The following is a 25610-nucleotide window of genomic DNA, read 5'->3' as shown; positions in this document are numbered from 1 at the left end:
CCCTACTCAACTGTGCGGAGGTGGGACGACGAAATCGAATTCTAACGAATTACCGATTTCTGTCCCACTCTCTTTTGAATGATTAGTGTGAGACACGGCGACGTGCTGCTTTTTTGCGGTTTTCTTCGATGAAAGCTGCTTTTTGTTCTTCTGGTTCGATTACTTTCTTCTTGAATGTGTAAACTGCACCTGCGACAGCAGCAACTGTACCAGCAACACCAGTAACAAAACCTTTACCAAATCCTTTAGCCATGAGAATTTCTCCTTTTCTGAACTTTAAATATTTATGTTATAATATATGGTAACGAAAAAACGTGAATTTTGCAAGGAAAAACGATGAAAACCAAGATAATTGTGATTGTGGGACCGACTGCTGTTGGAAAGACAGCTCTTGCGATCGATTTGGCGCAAGCCCTCAATGGTGAAATTATCAGTGGCGATAGCCAGCAAGTCTATCGCAAGCTGGATATTGGAACAGCCAAGGCGACACCAGAAGAGCAAACTGCAGCTCCTCATCATTTGATCGATGTGCGGGAGGTGACCGAGTCTTACTCGGCTTTTGATTTTGTAAGAGAAGCTAAGACTGCGATTGAGGATATCACAGCTCGAGGCAAGCTTCCTATCATTGCAGGTGGGACGGGTCTTTACATCCAAAGTCTGCTCGAAGGTTATCATCTAGGTGGTGAAGTTCCTCATGAAGAGATTCTGGCCTATCGCGCCCAATTGGACTTGCTGTCGGATGAAGACTTGTACCAAAGAGTGGCGGAGCAAGGACTTGTGATTCCTCAGCTCAATCGCCGTCGGGCCATGCGGGCTCTTGAAATTGCGCATTTTGGGCAGGACCTCGCAAACGAAGAGACCGATTATGAACCCTATCTCATCTGTCTAGATGATGAACGGTACTTGATCTATGATCGCATCAATCGCCGAGTAGATCGCATGCTAGAGGAAGGCTTGCTGGATGAAGCCCGTTGGCTCTATGATAACCATCCGGAGGCTCAGGCAGCTAAAGGGATTGGTTACAAGGAACTCTTTCCTTACTTTAAGGGAGAGCAGAGCCTTGCGGAAGCCAGTGAGATCCTCAAGCGCAATACGCGGCGCTTTGCCAAACGGCAGCTGACCTGGTTTCGAAATCGGATGGAAGTAACCTTTTACGCCATTTCTGCCCCCCGCTTCAAGGAGCAGGTTCTTGCAGATGTAAAGGAGTTTTTACAGCATGATTGAAACAGAAAAAAAACAAGAACGCATCCTTTTGGTCGGTGTGGAACTTCAAGGCATGGACAATTTTGATATGTCTATGGAGGAGTTGGCGAACCTAGCTAAAACAGCTGGTGGAGATGTCCGGGGCTCCTATACACAAAAGCGAGAGAAGTACGACACCAAGACCTTTGTCGGCTCAGGAAAACTAGAAGAAATCGCTCAAATGGTCGAAGCAGATGAGATTACGACCGTGGTGGTCAATAACCGCTTGACCCCGCGTCAAAATGTCAACTTAGAAGAAATCCTTGGGGTTAAGGTCATTGACCGGATGCAGTTGATTTTAGATATCTTTGCCATGCGGGCTAGGAGTCATGAAGGGAAGTTGCAGGTGCACTTGGCCCAGCTCAAATACCTCTTGCCACGCCTTGTCGGTCAAGGGATCATGCTCAGCCGTCAGGCTGGGGGAATTGGTTCTCGTGGTCCAGGGGAAAGTCAGTTGGAGTTGAACCGCCGGAGCGTTCGCAATCAAATCACCGATATCGAGCGCCAGCTCAAGGCAGTTGAAAAGAACCGGGAAACCCTTCGTGAAAAACGCTTGGAATCACCTGTTTTTAAGATTGGTTTGATCGGCTATACCAATGCAGGAAAGTCGACCATTATGAATCAGCTGACCAGTAAGAGCCAGTATGAAGCCGATGAACTCTTTGCGACCTTGGATGCCACAACCAAGAGCATCCATCTAACAGGCAATCTGCAAGTGACGCTGACCGATACGGTTGGCTTTATCCAAGATCTACCAACAGAGTTGGTATCAAGCTTTAAGTCGACCTTGGAAGAAAGTAAGAATGTAGACTTCCTGGTCCATGTCATCGATGCGTCTGATCCTAATCATGAAGAGCATGAAAAGACCGTGCTTTCGATCATGAAGGACCTGGATATGTTGGAGATTCCTCGCTTGACTCTTTACAACAAAGCAGATAAAGTAGCAGACTTTACACCAACCCAGACACCTTTTAGCTTGATTTCAGCGCGCTCTGAGACAGCCCGTGAAGATCTCCAGGCGTTGCTTCTAGAAAAGTTGAGAGAACTCTTTGTTCCCTTTACCATTCGCGTTCCTTTTTCAAAATCTTATCGGACTCATGATCTAGAAACAGTAGCGATCATTGACCAGCGAGAATTTGAAGAAGACGTCGAGGTCATTCAAGGCTATATCGCAGAGAAAAATAAGTGGAAGTTGGAAGAATTTTATGACGGATTACGTTGATTTAGCAATAAAATATGGAGGCTATACCAGCCTCGATCGGGTCTATCTGACCAATCTTTTAAGCACGATCCCTGAGGAATTGCGTCTCCGTGTGATTACGCCTCCCCCAAGTGTGATCAACGCCTATTTTGCTGAGCTCTATCAAAAGAAGAGCCCCAAGGAGGCCATGGATTATTTCTTGGACCTGAGCCGGGCATTTGACTTATTCACAGTTCAGCAAAGCTTTGATGAACGAAAGCCCTTTATCCGCCTCAACTTATCAGGGAAGTCTTATGGCTTGGCTTACGTAAATGAAGAGCTAGCCTGTGTCTTTGCTGAACATCCAGCAGAAGATATCACTCCTGCCATATTATTTGAAGTCGCAGAGATCTTTCCACATTGTTTGGTCTTTGAAAAAGATGGTAAGATCTGCTTGCAAGAGGCTGAACCAGAAGGGGTCACTAAAACAGAAGCCCTCTCAGCCCTGACTGACTTGATGACCTTGGAAGATGGACGCTTGAAACTGTCAGGATATAACCAAGAGGAGCTCCTTGAGCTAGCGCAAGCCTACCCAGGCAACCTTTCTTTCCGTTCAGAGAACCGGACGGCCATGATTTATATAGATAGAAAGTAGACAATGGACATTCAATTTTTAGGAACGGGAGCTGGGCAACCCTCAAAAGCCCGTAATGTATCGAGCCTAGCGCTCAAATTGCTGGACGAGATCAATGAAGTCTGGCTCTTTGATTGTGGCGAAGCGACACAGAATCAAATTTTAGAAACGACCATTCGTCCGCGAAAGGTTAGCAAGATCTTTATCACTCACCTACACGGAGACCATATTTTTGGTTTGCCAGGTTTCCTCTCTAGTCGGGCCTTTCAGGCCAATGAAGAGCAGACGGATCTGGATATCTATGGACCAGTAGGGATCAAATCCTTTGTGATGACTAGTCTTCGTGTATCAGGCTCTCGCCTGCCTTACCGCATCCATTTTCATGAATTCGATGAACATTCTCTAGGTAAGATTTTAGAAACCGATAAATTCACGGTTTATGCGGAAGCCTTGGACCACACCATTTTCTGCGTGGGTTACCGAATCATGCAAAAAGACCTCGAAGGGACGCTGGACGCAGACAAGCTCAAGGCGGCAGGGGTTCCTTTTGGTCCACTCTTTGGTCAGGTCAAAAATGGCCAAGATGTCACCCTGGAAGATGGGACTAAGATCATTGCAGCGGATTATATTTCAGCCCCTCGGCCTGGTAAGATTATCACGATCCTCGGAGATACCAGAAAGACTGATGCCAGCGTCCGCCTTGGAGTCAATGCGGATGTCTTGGTCCATGAGTCCACCTATGGCAAGGGTGATGAGAAGATTGCTAAGAAACACGGTCACTCGACCAATATGCAGGCAGCAGAAGTGGCGCGTGAAGCTGGAGCCAAGCGCCTTCTTTTGAACCATATTAGTGCTCGCTTCTTATCAAAAGACATCAGCCAATTGCGCAAGGATGCGTCCAGCATTTTTGAAAATGTCTATGTCGTCAAAGATTTGGAAGAAGTGGAGATCTAAGATGCGAACCATTCTCATAACAGGAGCAAGTGGAGGTTTGGCCCAAGAAATGGTCAAGCTCCTTCCTGAGGACCGGCTGATTCTCCTAGGTAGAAATCAAGAAAAACTGGAAAAGCTCTATGCCAGTCATCCTCAAGCTGAATGCATCGGGATCGATATCACTGATTCCTCAGCCGTCCAAGATTTGGTAGAAGATCTCTATCAGCGCTATGGACAGATCGATATCTTGGTCAACAACGCAGGCTATGGGATCTTTGAAGAGTTTGACCAGATTACCAATGAGCAAATTCATGCCATGTTTGAAGTCAATACCTTTGCCCTCATGCAGCTTTCACGCTTGATGGGTGCGCACATGAAGGCAGCAGGCAAGGGGCACATCGTCAACATCGTCAGCATGGCGGGTCTCGTTGCAACAGCCAAATCCAGCCTTTATTCGGCGACCAAGTTTGCGGCTATTGGCTTCTCCAATGCCCTGCGTTTGGAACTCATGCCCTTTGGTGTCCATGTGACGACGGTCAATCCAGGCCCCATCCGGACTACTTTCTTTGACCAGGCAGACCCAGACAGAAGCTATGTGAAAGCTGTGGATCGCTACATTTTGGAACCGGACTTTGTAGCCAAGAAGATTGTGAAGAACTTTGGAAAACCAAAACGTGAGCTCAATCTTCCTTGGCTTTTGAACCTGACCCACAAGCTCTATACCCTTTTCCCACGAATCTCGGACAAGCTAGCCAGCAAGATGTTCAATTTCAAATAGGAGGAGCAAGATGGCCGCGAATATTCAAGCTTATTTAGAAAACCTCCGGCAACCATGGGGACAAATCTATTATGATATCCTTTTTGAACAATTAAAAGACATCAAAGGTAAGCGAGTCCTTGATTTCGGCAGTGGCTTTGGCCTGGTAGCCAATCACCTAGCGAAAGAAAATCAAGTCCTAGCTGTGGAGCCTAATGAGGAAATGGTAGCCTTGCGGACCCAGGACCATCCCTACCAGCAATTCGTCGGAAGTCTGGACCAGATAGAGAGCTTTGAAGATGCCAGTTTTGATGTCATTCTCTGCCACAATGTCTTGGAGTATGTGGAGGATCGCAAGGATGTTCTCAAGGAATTCACCCGTCTCTTGAAACCAGGAGGCCTGCTCTCTATCGTTAAGCACAATGAGGTTGGCCGCGTCCTGCAGACAGTCGTCTTTGAAAATGATACTCAAAAGGCCCTTGATCTCCTAGCAGGTCAAGACCTGGAAACCCACTCCATGGGTTTGGCCCAGGCCTATGATCTCGGTGCAGCAGTAGAAGACTTAGCCCTTGAAGTTCAGGATTACCAAGGGATCCGAGTCTTTTATGCCTTGCAGGACAATCGCTTCAAGGGCCAAGAAGGCTGGCGAGAGTCTATGCTCAAGATGGAGCTGTCCGTTTGCCAAGAGTCCCCTTACCGGGATATCGCCTTCTTCCAGCACTATCGGTTAAAAAGGAGTTAAGATGTTAGATTATAAAAAAGAAATTCCAGCGATGACAGACCTACTCGAACTCTACAGCTCGGTGGGTTGGACCAATTATACCAACAACCCATCTATGCTGGAACAAGCTGTCAAAGCCAGTCTCTGGCAGTTGGCCGTCTATGATGAGAAAGAGCTCGTCGCCTACATTCGCTTGGTAGGTGATGGCCACTCGGTTATTTTTGTGCAGGACCTTTTGGTAAGACCAGATTACCAGCGTCAAGGTATCGGAAGGAAACTCTTAACAGAGGCTTTAGCGACCTTCCCTACTGTCTATCAACGGCTCCTTGCCACTGAACGTAGCGAGAAAAATCTAGCCTTTTACCAGTCTCTCGGCTTTGTCGAACTTTCAGAGCAAGCCTGTACAGGGATGATTTATATGAAATAGAGAGTGGGACAGAAATCGGTAATTCGTTAGAATTCGATTTCGTCGTCCCACCTCCGCACAGTTGAGTAGGGCTGTAAAAGCTGATGAAATCAGCGTAGTAGAGCCCACTCAACCACTGCGCCTTGTTCGACAATCCAAAAACAATTGAGAGGCTAGGACTTTTGTCCCAGCCTTATCTATTTGACTGACAAAAGGGGTGATTGATGGTAAAATGAGGATGAGATTAGGAGGAGATGGAATGAAGAAGAAAATAAAATGGGGACTTGTCTTATGTTCGGTACTTATACCAGTATGTTTGAGTGCCTGCAAACAAGGAACTGTAGAAAAACAAGGTTCTTCGAATAAAGAAGTACAGAAGAAAATCGATCGAAAAAACATTCATTTTGACAAGACAGGACCTGCAGCAACATTTGATTGGGATGCAAAGAACAGTATCAGATACATAACGTTTGAAAAACTTCCACAATATATGAAGCCAGATGATAGCGATGGTATTTCTATATATAGTCTGCAACAGAATGAAACTCCTCTCGATGAAGAGGGAAAAGTCCAAAAGGCTTTGCAAGTAGTTGAAGCGATTTATATTGACCAAGATGAAATGGACACAGTAGTCAAGGCTAGTGGAGTAATGAGTCAGGAAGAAATGTATAACCGGATCTGGAAGGACTATATTGTTCCTAAAATAGAAGAAAGTAATAGGACCTTTGATTCAAATACTTATTTTGAGTACCTAGGAGAAAAATATCCCCTCAAAATCTATGGTCCCATGTATTTAAAATTAATGACCAATGCTCTCCCTACTGAAAAGAGTTACGAATTAAAGGGATATGCAGTTAAGGGGAATAAGGTAATCCTTAAAATTCAAACACCAGCCTATAGCCCAAGGCAATTACCAAGAGGAAAAGGGTACAGATTGAGTGTTGATCCCAAGAATCCAAATGAGACCATGTATGCTTGGTTAGATGAACTACACGAAAACTATGCTGAAAAAGACAACAGAGGAGACCATCTTTCTTATATAATGCTTTCTACCATCTTACAACATTTAGTTAAGGAAAATTTTAATGCGAGTTTTTCAACAGGTGATATGATTGGTAGTACGGAAATGACGATCGAAATGGAGGTGACCAACCAAGGTCAAGTCCAAATTGATACTAAAAATTTGGCACTATTGTTACAAATTCCTCAACAAATGCAGAAAGCTAATCAATCTGGTGGTGGAAATGATGATAGTATCTTCTGGTCCATCAATACTGATAATGTTACTGATGAAGGAAAGGGAAGTGAAAAGCTAAAAGATTTTAATCCACAAAATCCGGTCAAAAAATATGCAATTGGAGAGCCAGTTGTATTTGCTAATGGCTTAGAAGTTACACTGAATAGTGTAACAGACGATCCAAATTTGGATGTTCAGGATGATCAAGACCGTATCGATACAAGGAAAAAACAACATCGATTGATCGTCGAATTCACCCTATCGAATACAACACCTCTCCGTATTGAAAGTAGCCCGAATTATTCAAATGTAGATCTCTATGATGGCCATGGCAAATCTGCTTATATGCTGAACAACACTTTAAATTACAAACAGCCAACAGTCCTTGAGGCAGGTGAGTCAGCTAAATATAAGATTAATTATTTAACAGATGGGGATGGACCATTTACGATCGTTTATGGTGACGCCAAATGGGTCATTCAAAAATAGAGAAAAATCCAAATCTTTAATCAGCTTATTGTAAATGCTAGTGAGTTTAAGAAATTATAAGAAGCTTCAGTTGTCAATAAATTATTAAAGAAATTTATTCATATGTGGTTGGAAAAGTCGGAAGTCTTTTAAAGAAAACTGACGAACAAATAAGGGAAAAAATGCGGACAGGAAGTAGAAAAGAGAGAATGAAGAAGGTTTTTAAATCAATTAAGTTTTGGATATTTTTATTACTTGTTACTTTAGCAGGTGGATGGTTTATCCAATATGAAATTCATAAGCGTGATATATCACAATTTGTAACTTGGAAACCTCGTCCAAACATAGTTGACTCCCAATTTATTGCAGGTGGGAAAGCAGTAGCCATTCAATGGGATAATAAAGAGGAAGTGGATGAGGCGCTGGAAGCATATTCGTATAATTCAAAAGTTAAAGTAGAATGGTTTATAAATGGTGGAAATAGTGAACGGTACATTGCACAAGAAAGTTACAAATTAAAATCTGACCCACGTCTCTATTTTCAATATTATATTCGTGGTAATCAAGTTCCTTACCTCACTACAAATAAAGCACAAAAGGGAGAGTACTGGCTCATTGATGTCTATGATACCAAGGACAAGCGCTTAGTGAAGAAGACATATGATGTTTTTAAGTTGGTACGAGACATGAATAAAAATTATATCCCTTTATCTGTTACAGTTTCTTCTATGTTGTTGGATACAGATGATGGAGAAACATACATTCCGATTGATATTCTTGTCGATAAGAAAGACAAATACATTGTAGGTCCTGGAGATATCCATGTTGAAACAGACTATAATTTGCAAACTGGCTTGATGAATGTTAAAAGTGGAAAGATCGCTTGGAAAACCTCATCAGGCAAAGATTATAAACAAGTTCAAAAAGAAAGTCTAGAAAGTTATAAAGAGTCGCATCCATTTGAATACAATTTTGAAGGAGGACGATTGCAGCTCCAACATTCACGTTTGTTATTTACAGATCGTAGTGATGAGGCTAAGGACATCCCATTGAAAACACTCTATCCGAAAGTATATTCGATTTTAAGCAAAGGGAATAGTCCAACTACTTTAAAATGGGATGAAAAACCGACAAAAGGGGAGAATGCCTACCTATACTTTCTCGGACCAGAAGATCTCAACTTTGATATTTCATTTTTGGAACTGCTTTATAAAGTTCCAGAGCAGCGTTCAGGTGGATGGGATGATGTCTTACGGTATCATAAGATACCAGCAGAGCTTTCAAAAGATGGGCAAGAACATCTTGCAAATAACAAAAAGGAGTTTTTCCAATATTTTAAAAAGGAATTAAATCAAAGTAACGATGCTACAGAGTTCTCATTATTGCGACGCTTATATGAAGTACAGAACTACGTGGTCTCTAGAGATTTTGGCCAGTCCTTCGGTAACCTTACCATACCAGCTGAGTATACTAAAGATGGGAAGGTTCATGTCTTTCAAAATGATGAAGAATTCTTCAAATATATGGATTTAGAGAAAATTCCTAATAAAAAGATGAAAGAAGATATTAAAAAAATGTTCTCATACGATATAAAAAATTAATGGATTAGATTAAATTTCGCAAGGAGGTTAGTCTATGAAGCCCAACTATTTCAAACTATTCGCAGGAATTCCACTTATTCTATGTTGCCTGTTTCTTTCCAGTTGTAAGATCATGAAACCGAGTGATTATAAAAAGGCGAAGGAAGTTGTCAGCAGTGAGCTTGCTAAGGTTGGTTTGCATGGGGATGTGACCATAAACAAACTGGATTGGACTGCTTTGGAAATCCCAACTTATCATGTGTCTTATACCTACTCTGAGAAAACCTATGATGGACAAACAGTGACATTAGAAACGGATACGGTGTTTCATAATGATTGGACAGATACAACTAGTGACCATCTTCCAGAGTATAAGGAAGCGTACTTGAAGCAGCAATCTGTCCAAAAGAAGGAGAAGGAAATTGAGGGACAATTAAAGAAGCAATCTCTAAGTCTTCCTATTAGTTTCTTTGGTTTTTTATCTAACTCCAACCGTGATGAGAAGGAGCAAATTCTAGATAGTATCGCAAGTCAAAATCTCAAAGAAGGGAAAAAGGACTTTGCCGGTTACTATCAAATCCCTTTTCAGACCTTAATCGATCAAGAGTTAATCCGTATGACTATTTATATAGAGGATGGTGTATCCGTTAAGGAACAAGACTTAAAAGCAGCAGCCAAAAAATTAGACGCTAGCAAACTACCGGATGGTGCCTATGATTTCTACTATTCCAAAAGTAGTTATGCTGATTCCATCAGTTACTCCTTCAAAGTGAAAGATGGGAAAGTTATTTTTTATGAAGATCAAAACAAACCAGAATAAGAGAAGCAGATACAAAAAAAGATCTAGTCGTGTTTGACTAGATCTTTCATGTTGCTTAGAAGTCTTCCTTCTTCTTAAGTGTCATAGAAGCAATAGCTGTAGCGACGAATGTCAAACCAGTTACAAGAAGTCCTAAATGATCTGCAGTTCCTGTTGAAGGAAGAGATCGTTTACCTTCTTTAGGCTTGTCACTAGATTTAGGAGTTTCACTAGATTTAGGTTTGTCACTAGGCTTAGGCTTATCTCCATTTGGTGATGGAGTTTTAGGTTTGCTATTACTTGGTGTTGGTATATTTGGAATATCTGTTGATGGTGGAGGTGGAAGAAGTTTATTCACCACGTTTCCTTTATCAACGACAAGGTTTGTTGCAGAAGCAAAGTCGCTTGCAGAGACCTTGATGGTTGTATCTGAAAGTTGGTAACCACTTGGAGCTGAGAGCTCTTTGATGACATACTCTTTAGCTTCAAATCCAACGAAGCTTGCAAGTCCGTCTTGACCAGAAATCGCTTGTGCTTGGCCTTGACCATAAGGATTTGCAACAGGTGTCACACCATCCGCTTCAAAGAGTCCAAATACCGCACCGGCAAGGTAATCACCCTTTTCATCTACCTTACGAACTCTAAGGGTGTAAAGTTTCAATTCAGGATTATTCACTGTTGGTGGAGTTGGTGGGATGACCTTATTGATAAAGGTTTTCTTCGCACCGTATGAAACAACTGCTTGGATAGCGTTTGATGCTTCATCTTTTGTGACGGTCACTGTGACATCCACTTGACCTTCGTCATATTGGATATTTGCCTGATCAGCTGGTAGGACTTCTTTAATGGTATATTTATGAGTACCAATCATCGCTTCCGTGTAGGCGATCGCATCAAATGTCACTGTACCATCTGCAGCATTTTGTTTTGTTTGAAGAACAGTTCCATTTTCGTCCAAGAGGTTAAAGCTAAATTCACCACCTTGAAGGTCACGACCTTCTAAAATCTTGCTTGTGGTAATTTGTTTTTCACTTGGAGTTGGAGGTGTTGGAGGTGTATACGTGTTGGTAAAAATAGGAGTATCCTTTTTACCGTCGTATTGCACATCCGCATTCAATTGTCCATTTTCGTCTTTTGTAACAGTTACTGTTACAGTATGAACCGTTTCATCATAGGTAATAGCTGATTCTGGTGTAGCTGGTTTTTGTTCAACAATTGTGTAGGTGAACGTACCAGCTTCATTAAAGCTTACTGGATTGAAGAGAATATCACCATTCTCACCATTTGTCTTGGTGTCAACGAGCGTTCCAGCTTGATCCTTGAGAAGGAAAGTAAACTCATTTGCTTTCAACGTACGATCGCTCGTACCATTGATCGCCAATACTTTTTTAGCCTTGAATTGAGTTGACGTTGGTTTCACTGTTGGAGGAACAGGTGTCGGAGGTGTATAAGTGTTGGTAAAAGTAGGAGTATCTTTCTTACCGTCGTATTGCACATCCGCATTCAATTGTCCATTTTCGTCTTTTGTAACAGTTACTGTTACAGTATGAACCGTTTCATCATAGGTAATAGCTGATTCTGGTGTAGCTGGTTTTTGTTCAACAATTGTGTAGGTGAACGTACCAGCTTCATTAAAGCTTACTGGATTGAAGAGAATATCACCATTCTCACCATTTGTCTTGGTGTCAACGAGCGTTCCAGCTTGATCCTTGAGAAGGAAAGTAAACTCATTTGCTTTCAACGTACGATCGCTCGTACCATTGATCGCCAATACTTTTTTAGCCTTGAATTGAGTTGACGTTGGTTTCACTGTTGGAGGAACAGGTGTCGGAGGTGTATAAGTGTTGGTAAAAGTAGGAGTATCTTTCTTACCGTCGTATTGCACATCCGCATTCAATTGTCCAGTTGCATCCTTTGTGACAGTCACTGTTACAGTATGAACAGATTCATCATAAGTGATCGCTGATTCTGGTGTAGCTGGTTTTTGTTCAACAATTGTGTAGGTGAAAGTACCAGCTTCATTAAAGCTTACTGGATTGAAGAGAATATCACCATTTTCACCATTTGTCTTAGTATCAACGAGCGTACCATTTTGATCCTTGAGAAGGAAAGTAAACTCATTTGCTTTCAATGTACGATCGCTCGAACCATTGATCGCCAGTACTTTTTTAGCCTTGAATTGAGCTGTCGTTGGTTTCACTGTTGGAGGAACAGGCGTTGGAGGTGTTTTCGTATTTGTGAAGGCATCACCTTTTTCAGTATCTCCACCTGAGTAAGTCACAGTAGCGACGAGTTTGTCGTTATCTTTCTTCACTTCAACGGTAGCAGTGATCATTTGTTTGCTGTAGTTGATTGAAGTATCCGTACCTTGGTTTTCGGTAATGGTATAAGTATGTGTTCCTTCTTCAGTATAAGTAAGTTCTTTAAAGGTTACAGTACCATTTGCTTTGTTTTTAGCAGTTTCAAGGGTATTGTCACCTTCTTTCAAGACAAATTCAAATTGATCGTCAGTCAACGGTATGGTTGTTTCACCTTCTTTAAGAAACTTTTTAACTTGAAGGCTAGCTTTTGTACTTTCTGTTTTAGGAGCTTCTTTTTTGTTCGTGAACGTATCCGTGGCATTTTCACCATCAGAGTAAGTGACTTGTTCTACAACCAAAGCGTTGTCTTTTTCAACCACTACAACAGTAGCTGTGATGGTTTTATCACTGTAAGTAATGGTCTTGTCACTACCTTTTGTTTCAGTGATGGTATATTTGAATGTACCAGCATGGTCTACAGTGATGTTATCAAAAGTAATTGAACCATCTTTTTTGTTCTTGGTTGTGCCAACAACTTTATCGTTTGAATCTTTTGCAACAAACTCAAAGTCATCACCCTTAAGTTCGCCACCTTCAAATGCTTTTTTAAGGTTTAAGGTCACTTTAGCATTTGAAACTTTTGGTTTGTTTTGAGTATTGGTGATCGTATTTTTTTGTTCACCATCTCCACCTGAGTAAGTGACAGTAGCGACGAGTTTGTCGTTTTCTTTTTTCACATCGACAGTAGCCGTGATGCTTTGTGTACTATAGTTGATAGTAGCATCCGTACCCTTGTTTTCAGTGATAGTGTATGTATAGCTACCTTCCTTATTGAAGGTTAGAGACTTGAAGTTGACAGTGCCATCTGCTTTATTTTTAGCAGTTTCAACTACCGTATTATTTTCATCTTTCAAGACAAACTCAAATTGACCTTCTGTGATTGGAACTTGTTTATGTTCTTGATCACCGGCTACTTCGAAAGCTTTTTTAACAACAAGATTTGCAGTAGTTTCAGTTACTTTTGGTTTGTTTGAAGTGTTTACAACTTTAATAACATTCGACTCATTGATTGGTTCAACTTTTGAAGTATAACCATCAGGTGTATTCGTTTCTTCTACTGAATAAACAATCGGTTGTCCATCTTTAATCCCTGGTAATTTAGAAAATTCTGCAGTCCAACCTGAAGCCTTTGTCAAGGTCTTAGTCATACCGTCTAATTTTTTACCATCAGCTAATAATTGAACTGTGATATCTTTACGGTCAGCTTCTTCATCACCAACCCATTCTTTTTGAACAGTTATAGTTTTATCACCGGATACCCAGAAGTTTAATTCTGTGTTATTCCAGAATGCTGGGTCTTTTAATGGTGTTTTGATTTCATCAGCTGTTAACGTAGCATTGTTGTCAACGCGAACGGTTGTCTTAGGAATTAATGTTTGGTATTCAACGATCAATTCATCGCTTGATGCTGTTTTAAAGACATCACTGACATCTGATAAATTCACGGTAAATCCATTGCCGTCCGCATCGAATTTCACATGTTTCCAGAAGTCCCAACCAGAAGCTACCACTTGTCCACCTTTTCTCAAAGTGAAGGATGGTTTCAAGTAAGTTCCTACAAAGAATTCACTTGCAGCGTGGTTTGCAGCAGGAGCAAAAGTGATTTTTGAGTAATCTACAGCTGGAGCTTGGATTTTATCTGACACAACAGGGTTTGTGATGGCTTGTTTCTTACCATCTCCGTTGATACGAATGAACCAAGTAGTGAGATAATAGTCATCTCCAACATTCATCCATGCATAGTTTTCAGATGCGTCTAATTTGAATTGTTTAGAAACATAATCACCTGTACGATTATATTTATTTAAGATTGCTTCGAAAACTCCTGGCCCATCAGGACGTGTGATGACGACTGATTCTGAACCAACTTTTGAGGTAGCCGTTTTATTTCCAGGATTTCCCGGAGTGTTATCCCATTCTGCTTTGTATGAGAAACCACCCTTAACGTTTTGGTTCATGGATTCGATGGCTTTTTTAAAAGTAAAAGTAATCTTTTTGTTTGTCATCGAAATGGTTGCGACTTCAGCTCCATTTGCTTGGAGTGATTGAGTTGCAACTTCAGTGATATTGACACCTTCTGGAGCATCAATGGTAAACGTATCACCTTCTTTAACTGATTTACCAGTTAAATCCCAGTCAAATGAAAAGATAACTTTTTGTCCACTTGCCTGAGCCTTTAAATTGGTGACGGTTGGTGAAACAGTAGCCGCGCTAACAGGTTTGATCACAGACAAGCCTAAGGCTACCACGGCGATGATAGCTACAAATGCAACTATCTTTTTATATAGAAATTTCAATTGGCCTCATTTCCTTTCTTTTGCATAAATTTCGTAAAGTTTTTCTATATAGTGATATCTCCTAAAACTGAAAAACTCCTGATCTTTGCTCCATACAATCAGTTGCTTTATTTGAACATGTATTTAGAGAAGAAGGACCTTACCTCTATTGAGAAAATATGGGGGCATACCTCAATATCCTATCTTTAGTCTGTCCATACTAGAGGATTGGTTGGACCTGAAACAAACTTTCTAAAAACAATGATTCGATAGAAAAACGGAAGAAATTTACGCTTCATAATATAAAATGATAATAAGCAGTGCAAACTTAACAGAATAATCATCCCATTACATTTTTAAAAGATTATTATCATATTTATTATATTCTTTTAGTGTGATAAGTCAAGTTAAATGCAACAAAAATAACGAAAAATGTTGATTTTGGTTTTTGTATAAGTCGACCTTTTATTTCCCGCCATTTTTGGCTTTCATGTTATAATATTCAGATAAGAAAAAGAGGAGACCAAAAGCTAGATGATCACTTCAAAATACGATTGGCAGTTAGCTTCGCCAAGTGCAGATGAGGCCTTTTTAGCCCTTGCCAAAAAAGCAGGCCTAGAAGCGTCCGTAGCAACCTTGCTGTATGAGCGTGGCATTCAAACCAAAGAGGATTTAGAAGACTTTTTAGAACCCAAACTAGAGAAGCTACATGACCCTTATTTGCTCCATGATATGGACAAGGCAGTGGGGCGCATCCGACGGGCCATCGAAGATTATGAGCAGATCCTCATCTACGGAGACTATGATGCGGACGGGATGACATCGGCCTCCATTATGAAGGAAACCTTGGAGCAGATGGGTGCAGAGGTGCAAGTCTACCTACCCAACCGCTTCACAGACGGCTATGGTCCCAATGAGAGTGTCTACAACTACTTTATCGAGCAGCAAGGCATTTCCCTGATTGTCACGGTGGACAATGGGGTCGCGGGCAATCAAGCCATTGCCATGGCCCAAGCGATGGGAGTTGATGTTATCGTGACGGATCACCACTCTATGCCAGAGGTTTTACCGGATGCATATGCGATCATTCATCCGGAGCATCCAGATGCGGATTATCCCTTCCATTATTTAGCAGGATGTGGTGTGGCCTTTAAGTTGGCCTGTGCCCTCCTTGAGGAAGTACCAGTCGATCTCTTAGACCTGGTAGCAATTGGGACCATTGCTGACATGGTCAGCCTAACAGATGAGAATCGGATCCTGGTCAAATACGGTCTGGGGGTACTCCAACATACCCAGCGCATGGGCCTGCAGGAGCTCTTGGAGATCGCAGGGATTCGTCCGGAGGATGTCAATGAAGAAACGGTTGGTTTTCAAATTGCTCCTCGTCTCAATGCCCTTGGCCGCCTTGATGATCCCAATCCGGCCATCGAACTACTGACTGGTTTTGACGATGAAGAGGCGCACGAGATTGCCCTTATGATTCATCAGAAGAATGAAGAACGAAAAGAGATTGTCCAAGCTATCTATGACGAAGCCAAAACCATGGTCGACCCGAGCTTGTCCGCCCAGGTCTTGGCCAAGGAAGGCTGGAATCCGGGAGTGCTTGGCATTGTCGCTGGTCGTCTATTAGAAGAGTTTCATCAACCGGTCGTGGTCTTAAGTATCGAAGATGGACGGGCTAAGGGGAGCGCTCGCAGTCCTGAGTCGGTCAATATCTTTGATGCCCTCGATCCCCACCGGTCGCTCTTTGTCGCCTTTGGCGGGCATGCCGGTGCAGCAGGGATGACGCTCGAGGTGGACCAACTCCCTGCCCTGTCTCAGGCTCTTACGGATTACATTGCAGAACAAGAGATTGATCTCAGCAGCAAGTCCACTCTAGCCATCGATGAGGAACTGTATCTAACAGAACTAACACTTGAGACCTTGAAAAGCTTTGATCGCTTGAGTCCTTTTGGCATGGACAATAAAAAACCAGTCTTTCTGATCCGTAATTTCAAGGTAGAAGGGGCACGCTCGATGGGAGCTGGCAATACCCACTTAAAACTCAAAATTTCTCAAGAAGATGCGACCTTTGAGGTGGTGGCTTTTGGCTTGGGAAGCTTAGAGTCAGAGTTTGCGCAAGCGCAAGACCTAGAGCTAGCTGTGCAGTTGTCGGTCAACCAATGGAATGGCCAAACAACCCTGCAGCTCATGCTGGTTGATGCGCGTGTGGATGGTGTGCAGCTCTTTAATATCCGCTCTAAAAATGCCAGTCTCCCTGCAGGTGTTCCCGTTCTTGATTTTACCCAAGAACTGCCAGATCTGACAGAGGCACACGCTGTTGTCGTTGGAAATATCCCTGAGGATTTAGAGCAACTACGGCAAATCTTCCAAGAGCATGATTTCCAGGCCGTTTATTTCAAAAATGAGATCGCCAAAGCCTACTATCTGACAGGATACGGTAGCAGGGACCAGTATGCCAAACTCTATAAAACCATCTACCAGTACCCAGAGTTTGATGTCCGCTACAAACTCAAAGACCTAGTGGCCTATCTCAAGATTCAGCAGATCCTCTTGGTCAAAATGATCCAGATCTTCCAAGAGTTGGGCTTCGTGACCATTGAAAATGGCATCATGAAGGTGAATAAAGAAGCAGAAAAACGCGAAATCGCAGAAAGCAGCATCTACCAAAACCTCAAACAAACCGTGAAAGAGCAGGAGTTGATGGCCCTTGGAACGGTTCGTGAAATCTACGACTACCTGACAGGTCAGGACTCATGAAAAGACAGCTAAAATATTTTCTATGGCTCAGCCCCTTCCTGCTTTTAGCTCTTTATTGGTTGGGAATCTACCTGAGTCTCAAGAATCCCATGGAGGAGATTGTTTACTCTGAAAATGGTGGGATGATGCGAAATATGATTGTCAAGTCCTACACTCAAACAATCGGAAGTGAAGCTCCTTGGAAGGAAGATGAAGGATTTCAGACTTTTCCCTATTCTGATAAAATCGTTGGTGGAAAGGAGCATCTAGCTGTTACTATGTTTAGAGGCACTGCAGATTGGTTCTATCTGTACAAATACAAATTAGATGAAAGTACCTCAGTTAATCTGATATTTGAATATAACGCCTCTAAAAAGATTTTTTACCAAAGTGACCTCTATCTGACAATCAATGAGACAAGCTACAAAGACCAGCAACTCCTTGAGAAACTTGCCACCTATGGCAAAGACCGTGCTTGGCTTCGAGACCAAAGTAAGAAAGTCGCTGAACAATACATCCTTGGTACCTGGTTCAAAAATGGAAGCTCCCGTTATTCCCTGAAAAACTTGGGAGATATGAAAATCGAGTACAACAAATTGATAGAAGAATAGTAAGTTTTTTTAGAACTCAATCCCACATCTTTTTTCGGATGTGGGATTTTTGCATTTGACGCGGGAGCTTGGGAAAATGATTTGGCAAAAAATGATGCAAGTTAGTGGAATTCATGGTATAATGGAATGTAAAAAATTTTTTATGAAAGAAAGTTAACCATGAATTTAAAAGATTACATTGCAAGCATTGAAAACTATCCACAAGAAGGAATTACCTTCCGTGATATCAGCCCTTTGATGGCAGATGGCAATGCTTATAGTTATGCGATTCGTGAAATCGTTCAATACGCGACGGATAAGAAGATCGATATGATCGTCGGCCCTGAAGCGCGTGGATTCATCGTTGGATGTCCGGTCGCTTTTGAATTGGGAATTGGTTTTGCGCCTGTTCGTAAACCTGGTAAATTGCCACGTGAAGTCATCTCAGCTGACTACGAAAAAGAATACGGTGTGGATACCCTCTGCATGCACGCAGATGCCATCAAACCAGGTCAACGCGTCCTTATCGTTGATGACCTTTTGGCGACTGGTGGTACGGTGAAAGCAACCATCGAAATGATCGAAAAACTTGGTGGAGTTGTTGCAGGTTGTGCCTTCTTGATCGAGTTGGATGAATTGAAAGGTCGCGAAGCAATCGGCGATTACGACTACAAAGTCTTGATGCATTACTAATATAGTCTAATACTATAACTGGCTACAGAAAAACCATAATTGAAAACTATAAGCTCCTATCATATAATGTTAGTTAAGAACTTGTAAGATGGGAGCTTTTTATGCCAATTACTCTAGATAAAAAATTACCAGCAGTCGATATCCTTCGTTCAGAAAATATTTTTGTCATGGATGATGTTCGGGCGACTCACCAGGATATTCGGCCGATGAATGTTCTCATTCTTAATCTGATGCCGACCAAGGTTGCGACAGAAACCCAGCTCTTACGGCTCCTTGCCAACACGCCCTTGCAGATCAATGTAGATTTCCTCTATATGGCGAGCCATGAGTCTAAGAATACAGCGACTGAGCACTTGGAGAGCTTCTACAAGACCTTTGAGGATATCAAGGATAATTACTATGACGGCTTGATTGTGACAGGAGCGCCTGTCGAAAAGATGGACTTTGAAGAAGTAGACTACTGGGAAGAATTAACCCAGGTCTTTGAATGGTCTAAGCGTCATGTTTTTTCTACCTTACACCTTTGTTGGGGAGCCCAGGCTGGATTGTACCACCGTTACGGGATTCAAAAAGTAGAACTCTGTGACAAGCTATCGGGTATCTATGACCAAGCAGTGGTGCGTCCTGATAGTCTGCTTATGAGAGGCTTTGACGATCGCTTCCTTGCCCCTCATTCTCGTTATACAGATATTCCTTTGAAGGAAGTCCTTGAAAAGAGCAATCTTCAAGTGATCGCGCAAGGAAATGAAGTTGGGCTTTCCATCATTGCCAGTCCAGACATGCGTGAGGTCTATAGCTTTGGCCATCTGGAGTATGATCGCGATACGCTGGCAAAAGAATACCACCGAGATGTCAAGGCGGGCTTGGATCCGGACGTTCCCAAGAATTATTTTGATGGGGATGACGCTAATACAGAGCCTCGCATTCGTTGGAATCTAGCTGCGACGACTTTCTTTAGTAATTGGATCAACTATGCGGTTTATCAAGAAACACCTTACCGCTTGGAAGAATTGGAAAAAGATATTTCATTTTATGGTTACCTATAAAGGGGAATTATGACATATTCACAAGCATTTAAGTATGGCAACTTGGTTCTTCCAAGTGCCTTGCTTTTTCATTATCATGAATTGTTTGACCAAGCAGATGACTACTTGGTTTGGCAGTTTTTCTTCCTTCAAAATACGACTGGTCAAGAGGCCTTGACTCCTAATCAGATTGCTAGTCATCTAGGAAAAACGGTGACAGAAGTCAATCGGATTATGTCCAATTTGACCACCAAGGGACTCCTTCAGTACCGGACCATTGAGCTCAATGGCGAGATTGAAGCCATCTTTGATGCGACCATTGCCCTGGAGCGCTTGGATGAGATTTTAGAAGCCCAGACACAAGGGAAGACACAGAGCGCGCCTGCTAAGGGAAATGTCATCAAGGACTTGGTGGAAACCTTCCAACAAGAACTGGGACGACTCTTGACGCCTTTTGAGATTGAAGACTTGACCAAGACTGTGCGCGAGGATCAGACAGATCCAGATGTGATCAAGGCAGCCTTACGAGAAGCCGTCTTTAACGGTAAGCCTCACTGGAAATATATCCAAGCTATTTTACGCAACTGGCGCAGTGAAGGCATCAACAGCCTGGCCCAAGTAGAGGCGAAACTACAAGAACGCGAGCAAGCCAACCCACGCAATGTGACCGTTTCAGACGATTTCTTGAAGGCCATGGATTTGTGGAAGGATTAAAAAAACTAGCACTTATTTGAGTGCTAGTTGCAAATTGAAGGTAAAGTCTTCCTAGAAACTTTCCTTATGTGAGTACGGACGTCAGCGAACTTCGGAGAAGTTCCATGACTTAGTTTTGAGCCTAAGGTCTCAAAACTCCCGAGTGCCTGAAACAATAGTGTTTCAGGCACTTTTCTCACGGCGGAAAGTTTTTAGTTTATACTGAATAGTTTTAAAAATAAGACATTATTTTTACTGAAACAAATAGGTTCTTAATTGAAAAAATAATTTTTAACCATACAAAAAGCTAGCAGTCATATATTGCTAGCATTTTTCGTTTATAGATAGTCCGCATAGGCTTTTTCTAGTTTGCTAAGGAGTTCTTGTTTTTCCTCCTCACTAGCAAAGGAAGCCTGGATGGCATCGACATTGTGTTGGTAAAAATCAGTTTCCTTGGTTTGGAAATGCTGATGATAGAGGGCGTATTCCTTGGTGAGGTCGGTATCAGATACAGTCCGGTTATCGGTATTGATACTGATCCGAGCTCCGGCTGCCTTCATCTTCAGATAAGGGAAATCTTCTATAGTCGGTGCTGCTTTTGTCTGGAGGTTGCTGGTCAAGCAGAGTTCACCAGTGACCCCATTTTCAATAAAGGATTGGAGTAAGGCTGGTTCATGAGATAGAGCTGTCACGTGGCCATTGCGTTTGATGCCAAATGCAATCGATTGGGCAACAAAGTGTGGGCAATGACACTCACCTGCATGAAGCGTCATAGGCCGATGGTAACTCTTGACTTGCTCGATTAAAGGTCGAATATCTTCTGGAGAGTAGTTGTGCTCATCCCCGGCAAAGTCAAAACCGACAAAATCTTGATCACTAACTTGGTTGGCTTCTGCAAGAATGCGAGAGGTGACTTCTTGATCTGACTGGCGCATGCCACAGACCAGGGCTTTTGCAACAATGCCAAATTCCTCCTTGGCTTGGCGTAGACCATCGCAGACAGCATCGATGGTTTCTGGAACGGTGATGCCTTGGTCCATGGACAATTCTGGGGCAAAACGAACCTCGATGTAGAGGACGTTTTCCAGAGCAGCTTGCTTGGCAACATCGTAAGCAGCAAGCGTCAAGGCTTCCTTGGTTTGAAGAAGGGGTCGAATGTAATCAAAGGCTTCCAAATAGTCCAAAAGATTCTCACAGTGGGCAGGCGCAGTGACATGGTGCTTGAGCTCCTCATCGCTAGCAGGTAGGTCAATATTGGCCATAGCTGCCAACTGGCGAATGATTGGAAGCGACAAGGAACCGTCTAAGTGACAGTGAAGTTCTGTCTTTGCCAAACTATGAAAATCGATCGTGGACATGGTTTTCTCCTTAAAATTGTATTTTTTCTATACTATCATTTTGACAAAAAAAGTCAAGTAGCCTTCGCGTAGCAGATCTTTGAAAGGGAGCCCGAGATTTGATATGCTAGGAGTAGCGAAATAAAGGAGAAGAAAGATGTCAGACTATCAATTACCAGAAGTATGGAAAGCACCGAGCCAAATGGGAGGAGCCTGGGGTGGTTTGAACCAACCAACAGCAGGTGCCCGCTTTGAACAAACTCTTCCAAAAGGCGATCAACCTTTCCAACTCTATACCCTTCCAACACCCAATGGGATCAAGGTTACCATTATGCTTGAAGAACTCAAAGATCTGGGAGTGGATGCAGGCTATGACGCTTATCGGATCAAGATTGGTGAGGGAGATCAGTTTGGTAGTGACTTTGTAGCCATCAATCCAAACTCGAAAATTCCAGCCATGTTGGATCAATCAGGCGATCAAGCTATTCGGGTCTTTGAATCAGCGAATATTCTCTTGTATCTAGCGGAGAAATTTGGCAAATTAATTCCGACTGATCTGGCTAAACGGACAGAAGTGCTCAACTGGCTCTTCTGGCAGACGGGTGCGGCACCATTTTTAGGGGGAGGCTTTGGTCATTTCTTCCACTATGCACCTGAGAAAATCGAGTATGCCATCAACCGCTTTGCTATGGAAGCCAAACGTCAATTGGACTTACTGGACAAAGAGCTTGCCACTAAACCTTATATCGCAGGGGATGACTACACCATTGCAGATATCGCTATCTGGTCTTGGTATGGCCGTCTAGCCCAAGACAAGGTCTGGGACCGAGCAGGGATTTTCTTGGATGTGAAGGAATACAAGCATCTGCAAGCTTGGACAGAGAAAATTGCCAATCGCCCAGCTGTGAAACGTGGCTTGGAAGTAGAATATAAGGAAATTAACTAAAGTCTAAGCATAGAAAATTCAACTGTATTGAGATTTTCCTTAGGTGAGTTCGGACGTCAGCGAACTTCATAGAAGTTCCATGACTTAGTTTTGAACCTAAGGTTTCAAAACTCCCTAGTGCATGAAACAAAAATAGTTACATGCACTTTTCTCACTGCGGAAAACTCAATTCCTAGATTAAGGACTCCAAAAATTAGAGATTTCTCGACTTATATAGCTAGCTAGAACAATTTAGAAGCAATTTGTCAAGGCGCCGTTGCGCCTTTTTTTAATGGTGCAAACATGGTATACTAAAGGGTGGAATAAAAGTTTAGAAAGTGGCACATGGAATTTACAAAATTATCAAATCGCTTGGACTTGGTGTCTAGCTTCGTCCCAGCTGGAGCGCGTCTGTTGGATGTGGGGAGTGACCACGCTTACCTCCCAATCGCCCTCTTACAAGAAGGTAAGATTGAGGCTGCCATTGCTGGTGAAGTGGTAGAGGGGCCCTATCAGTCTGCCCTCCAAAATGTTGCGGATAATGGCTTAGAGGACAAGATTGAAGTCCGTCTGGCCAATGGTTTGGCTGCCTTTGAACCAACAGATGGCATTTCCTGTATCACCATTGCTGGCATGGGAGGACGCTTGATTGCAGATATCCTAGCGGCAGGTCTTGAGAAATTAGCCAATGTCTCTCGCTTGGTCCTGCAGCCCAATAATCGAGAGGATGAACTGCGGGCTTGGTTAGTAGACAATGATTTTCGCATTGTTGATGAAGCTATCTTGGAAGAAAATGAGAAGTTTTATGAGATCCTTGTGGTGGAACACGGTTCTCAAGAGTTGACAGCCAAGGAACTGCGTTTTGGTCCCCATTTGATGCAGGAACAAGCTCCAGCCTTTGTCCAAAAGTGGTCCAAGGAAGTGGAGAAATTAGCCTTTGCTTTGGAGCAGGTCCCTGTTGAGAATCAATCTGCCAGAGCATCGTTAGAAGAGCGCATCGCTCACATCAAGGAGGTCCTACATGTTAGCAAGTGAAGTTATCAAACGCTATGAAGCCTACTGTCCTCAGGAATTGTCCATGGAGGGAGATGTCCGTGGGCTACAGGTCGGTACGCTACAAAAAGATATCAAGAAAGTCATGGTAGCCTTAGATATCCGCGAACAGACAGTGGCTGAAGCTATCGCCCATGGGGTGGACTTGATCATCGTCAAGCACGCGCCGATTTTCCGTCCCATCAAGGATTTGGTAGCTGATCGGGCTCAAAATCAGATCTATATCGACTTGATCAAGCATGATATCGCAGTCTACGTCAGCCATACCAATATTGACATTGTCCCAGATGGTCTCAACGATTGGTTCTGCCAGCTCTTGGACATTGAAGATACAGAGCCCCTCAGTATGACAGGAGAAGGGCTTGGAATCGGTCGTATCGGTCGGGTAGCTTCCCAAACCTTTGGACAGTTGGCTAGCAAGGTTAAAGAAACCTTTGGCTTAGATGCTTTGCGCATAGTCAGTTATGATCAGGCGGATTTGGATCGGGTCATTGAGCGTGTCGCTATCTGTGGAGGAAGTGGCCAGTCCTTTTACAAGGATGCTCTCGCCAAAGGAGCAGAGGTCTATATCACTGGAGATATCTACTACCACACGGCTCAGGACATGCTGAGCGATGGGCTCTTGGCCTTGGATCCAGGGCACCATATTGAGGTTCTCTTTGTGTCGAAACTAGTAGAAAAGCTTAACCAGTGGAAGGCTGAAGAAGCGTGGGAGATTGAAGTGATTGGCAGTCAAGCCAGCACCAATCCTTTTTACCATATCTAAGGGGTCATGATGAAAGTTGCCATTATTGGTGCAGGGATCGTGGGGTCTACTGTAGCCTATTATTTATCCAAAGAAGCACAGGTGGATGTGACCGTCTACGACCATGGAGTTGGCCAAGCGACCAAGGCGGCAGCGGGCATTATCAGTCCCTGGTTTTCTAAACGGCGGAATAAGGCTTGGTATCGCCTGGCTCGTCTTGGAGCAGATTTTTACCAAGAATTGGTAGAAGACCTGGCCAAGGACGGAATCAAAACAGATTTTTACCAGCAGACTGGTGTTTATCTCCTTAAGAAAAAGGAGGAAAAATTAGAGGAACTCTATCAGTTGGCGCTGAGTCGTCGGGAAGAATCTCCCTTGATCGGAGACTTAGCGATTTTAAACAAGGAAGAAGTAGCCCAGCAATTCCCAGGTCTGCAAGGTTTTGAGAAGTTGCTCTATGCATCAGGTGGAGCCCATGTAGAGGGAGCCCTTCTGACGGAGACTCTTCTTCAGGCAAGTGGCGCAAGAGTAATCAAGGAAGAAGTTACTCTCTCAGTCTCAAGTGATGGTTATCAGATTGCCGAAGAAAGCTATGACCAAGTCATCCTGGCAACAGGTGCCTGGTTGGGGAAAATCCTTGAGCCACTCGGCTACCAGGTTGATGTCCGTCCGCAAAAAGGACAGTTGAGGGATTATCAGTTAGACATAGATACTGCTGATTATCCTGTGGTCATGCCTGAAGGAGAGCTGGATATCATTCCTTTTCAGCAGGGTAAGATCAGTATGGGAGCCACCCATGAAAATGAGATGGGCTTTGACCTGACGGTGGATCAAGCTCTGCTAAATCAGATGGAAATAGAAGCCTTAGCCTACTATCCAGAACTAGCTCAAGCCGAGGTTATCGGGGAGCGCGTGGGAACTCGTGCCTACACCAGTGATTTTTCACCATTTTGGGGAGCGGTTCCTGATCGAGCAGGCCTCTATGTCGCTAGTGGACTTGGTTCGTCTGGCCTCACAACAGGTCCCCTCATTGGTTGGCATCTAGCCCAACTCGTGGTAGGAGGAAACCTGCGCTTAGATCCAGCAGATTATCCAGTTGAACAGTATGTGAAGAAGTAGGCTGGGACAAAAGTCATAGCCTCTCAATTGTCTTTGGATTGTCGAGCAAGACGCAGTGGTTGAGTGGGCTCTACTACGCTGATTTCATCAGCTTTTAC

Annotated in this window: 22 protein-coding genes; 19 read left to right on the top strand and 3 right to left on the bottom strand. The window is 43.1% G+C overall.

Annotation, left to right across the window (positions count from 1 at the left end):
- Positions 1-82: 82 nt before the first annotated feature.
- Complete coding sequence (locus tag NFR56_RS08960) at positions 83-253, bottom strand: DUF3042 family protein (RefSeq protein WP_003002781.1); 171 nt, start codon at positions 251-253, stop codon at positions 83-85.
- Positions 254-336: 83 nt separating this feature from the next.
- On the opposite strand from NFR56_RS08960, the gene miaA reads away from it, so the two are divergent.
- From miaA to NFR56_RS08910, 10 genes are all read left to right on the top strand, one after another.
- Positions 337-1224 (top strand): tRNA (adenosine(37)-N6)-dimethylallyltransferase MiaA, encoded by an 888-nt coding sequence (gene miaA, locus NFR56_RS08955; RefSeq protein ID WP_134974793.1) that lies wholly within the window; start codon positions 337-339, stop codon positions 1222-1224.
- Complete coding sequence (gene hflX / locus NFR56_RS08950; protein ID WP_134974794.1) at positions 1217-2464, top strand: GTPase HflX; 1248 nt, start codon at positions 1217-1219, stop codon at positions 2462-2464. The genes miaA and hflX overlap by 8 nt, the downstream gene beginning before the upstream one ends.
- On the top strand, positions 2448-3077 hold the full coding sequence (locus NFR56_RS08945; RefSeq protein ID WP_118228008.1) for a cystathionine beta-lyase: 630 nt from the start codon (positions 2448-2450) through the stop codon (positions 3075-3077). Before hflX ends, NFR56_RS08945 begins: the two co-directional genes overlap by 17 nt.
- A 3-nt stretch (positions 3078-3080) precedes the next feature.
- Entirely contained in the window at positions 3081-4010 is a 930-nt protein-coding gene (rnz, locus tag NFR56_RS08940) for a ribonuclease Z (RefSeq protein ID WP_003011107.1), read from the top strand.
- Between the two features lies 1 nt (position 4011).
- Positions 4012-4767, top strand: a complete 756-nt coding sequence (locus NFR56_RS08935; protein WP_118228009.1) for an SDR family NAD(P)-dependent oxidoreductase — start codon at positions 4012-4014, stop codon at positions 4765-4767.
- Between the two features lie 10 nt (positions 4768-4777).
- Entirely contained in the window at positions 4778-5488 is a 711-nt protein-coding gene (locus NFR56_RS08930) for a class I SAM-dependent methyltransferase (RefSeq protein ID WP_118228010.1), read from the top strand.
- Position 5489: 1 nt separating this feature from the next.
- A complete protein-coding gene (locus NFR56_RS08925; RefSeq protein WP_251458655.1) occupies positions 5490-5894 on the top strand; it encodes a GNAT family N-acetyltransferase in 405 nt (134 codons plus the stop codon).
- A 238-nt stretch (positions 5895-6132) separates the two neighbouring features.
- Entirely contained in the window at positions 6133-7599 is a 1467-nt protein-coding gene (locus NFR56_RS08920; RefSeq protein WP_251458652.1) for a hypothetical protein, read from the top strand.
- A gap of 104 nt (positions 7600-7703) precedes the next feature.
- Complete coding sequence (locus tag NFR56_RS08915) at positions 7704-9179, top strand: hypothetical protein (protein WP_251458650.1); 1476 nt, start codon at positions 7704-7706, stop codon at positions 9177-9179.
- A gap of 34 nt (positions 9180-9213) precedes the next feature.
- Positions 9214-9978, top strand: coding sequence for a hypothetical protein (locus NFR56_RS08910; protein WP_251458648.1), 765 nt, complete (start codon positions 9214-9216; stop codon positions 9976-9978).
- A gap of 55 nt (positions 9979-10033) precedes the next feature.
- On the opposite strand, the gene NFR56_RS08905 is transcribed toward NFR56_RS08910, so the two are convergent.
- A complete protein-coding gene (locus NFR56_RS08905; protein WP_251458646.1) occupies positions 10034-14614 on the bottom strand; it encodes a streptococcal pilin isopeptide linkage domain-containing protein in 4581 nt (1526 codons plus the stop codon).
- A 513-nt stretch (positions 14615-15127) separates the two neighbouring features.
- On the opposite strand from NFR56_RS08905, the gene recJ reads away from it, so the two are divergent.
- From recJ to NFR56_RS08880, 5 genes are all read left to right on the top strand, one after another.
- A complete protein-coding gene (gene recJ / locus NFR56_RS08900) occupies positions 15128-17353 on the top strand; it encodes a single-stranded-DNA-specific exonuclease RecJ (RefSeq protein ID WP_134974797.1) in 2226 nt (741 codons plus the stop codon).
- On the top strand, positions 17350-17943 hold the full coding sequence (locus NFR56_RS08895; RefSeq protein ID WP_251458644.1) for a TipC family immunity protein: 594 nt from the start codon (positions 17350-17352) through the stop codon (positions 17941-17943). Before recJ ends, NFR56_RS08895 begins: the two co-directional genes overlap by 4 nt.
- A gap of 159 nt (positions 17944-18102) precedes the next feature.
- Complete coding sequence (locus NFR56_RS08890; protein WP_003007878.1) at positions 18103-18615, top strand: adenine phosphoribosyltransferase; 513 nt, start codon at positions 18103-18105, stop codon at positions 18613-18615.
- A gap of 101 nt (positions 18616-18716) precedes the next feature.
- The gene (gene metA, locus NFR56_RS08885; RefSeq protein WP_251458642.1) at positions 18717-19661 is read left to right on the top strand and encodes a homoserine O-acetyltransferase MetA; all 945 of its coding nucleotides are present in this window, start codon (positions 18717-18719) and stop codon (positions 19659-19661) included.
- 9 nt (positions 19662-19670) lie between these two features.
- A complete protein-coding gene (locus tag NFR56_RS08880) occupies positions 19671-20354 on the top strand; it encodes a DnaD domain-containing protein (protein WP_049483308.1) in 684 nt (227 codons plus the stop codon).
- A 317-nt stretch (positions 20355-20671) separates the two neighbouring features.
- On the opposite strand, the gene add is transcribed toward NFR56_RS08880, so the two are convergent.
- Positions 20672-21691 (bottom strand): adenosine deaminase, encoded by a 1020-nt coding sequence (gene add, locus NFR56_RS08875; RefSeq protein ID WP_251458640.1) that lies wholly within the window; start codon positions 21689-21691, stop codon positions 20672-20674.
- Positions 21692-21827: 136 nt separating this feature from the next.
- Between add and yghU the strand changes: the two genes are divergently transcribed.
- From yghU to NFR56_RS08855, 4 genes are all read left to right on the top strand, one after another.
- Positions 21828-22616, top strand: a complete 789-nt coding sequence (gene yghU, locus NFR56_RS08870; RefSeq protein ID WP_134974799.1) for a glutathione-dependent disulfide-bond oxidoreductase — start codon at positions 21828-21830, stop codon at positions 22614-22616.
- Between the two features lie 324 nt (positions 22617-22940).
- Entirely contained in the window at positions 22941-23630 is a 690-nt protein-coding gene (locus tag NFR56_RS08865) for a tRNA (adenine(22)-N(1))-methyltransferase (protein ID WP_134974800.1), read from the top strand.
- Positions 23617-24414 (top strand): Nif3-like dinuclear metal center hexameric protein, encoded by a 798-nt coding sequence (locus NFR56_RS08860; RefSeq protein WP_134974801.1) that lies wholly within the window; start codon positions 23617-23619, stop codon positions 24412-24414. The genes NFR56_RS08865 and NFR56_RS08860 overlap by 14 nt, the downstream gene beginning before the upstream one ends.
- A gap of 6 nt (positions 24415-24420) precedes the next feature.
- A complete protein-coding gene (locus NFR56_RS08855) occupies positions 24421-25512 on the top strand; it encodes an NAD(P)/FAD-dependent oxidoreductase (RefSeq protein WP_251458638.1) in 1092 nt (363 codons plus the stop codon).
- Positions 25513-25610: the final 98 nt, after the last annotated feature.

Origin of the sequence: Streptococcus caecimuris (assembly GCF_943193075.1) — a bacterium.
GTDB classification, from domain to species: domain Bacteria; phylum Bacillota; class Bacilli; order Lactobacillales; family Streptococcaceae; genus Streptococcus; species Streptococcus caecimuris.
The sequence above is the reverse complement of the archived record's forward strand: the minus strand, read 5'-3'. Positions and strand labels throughout refer to the sequence as shown.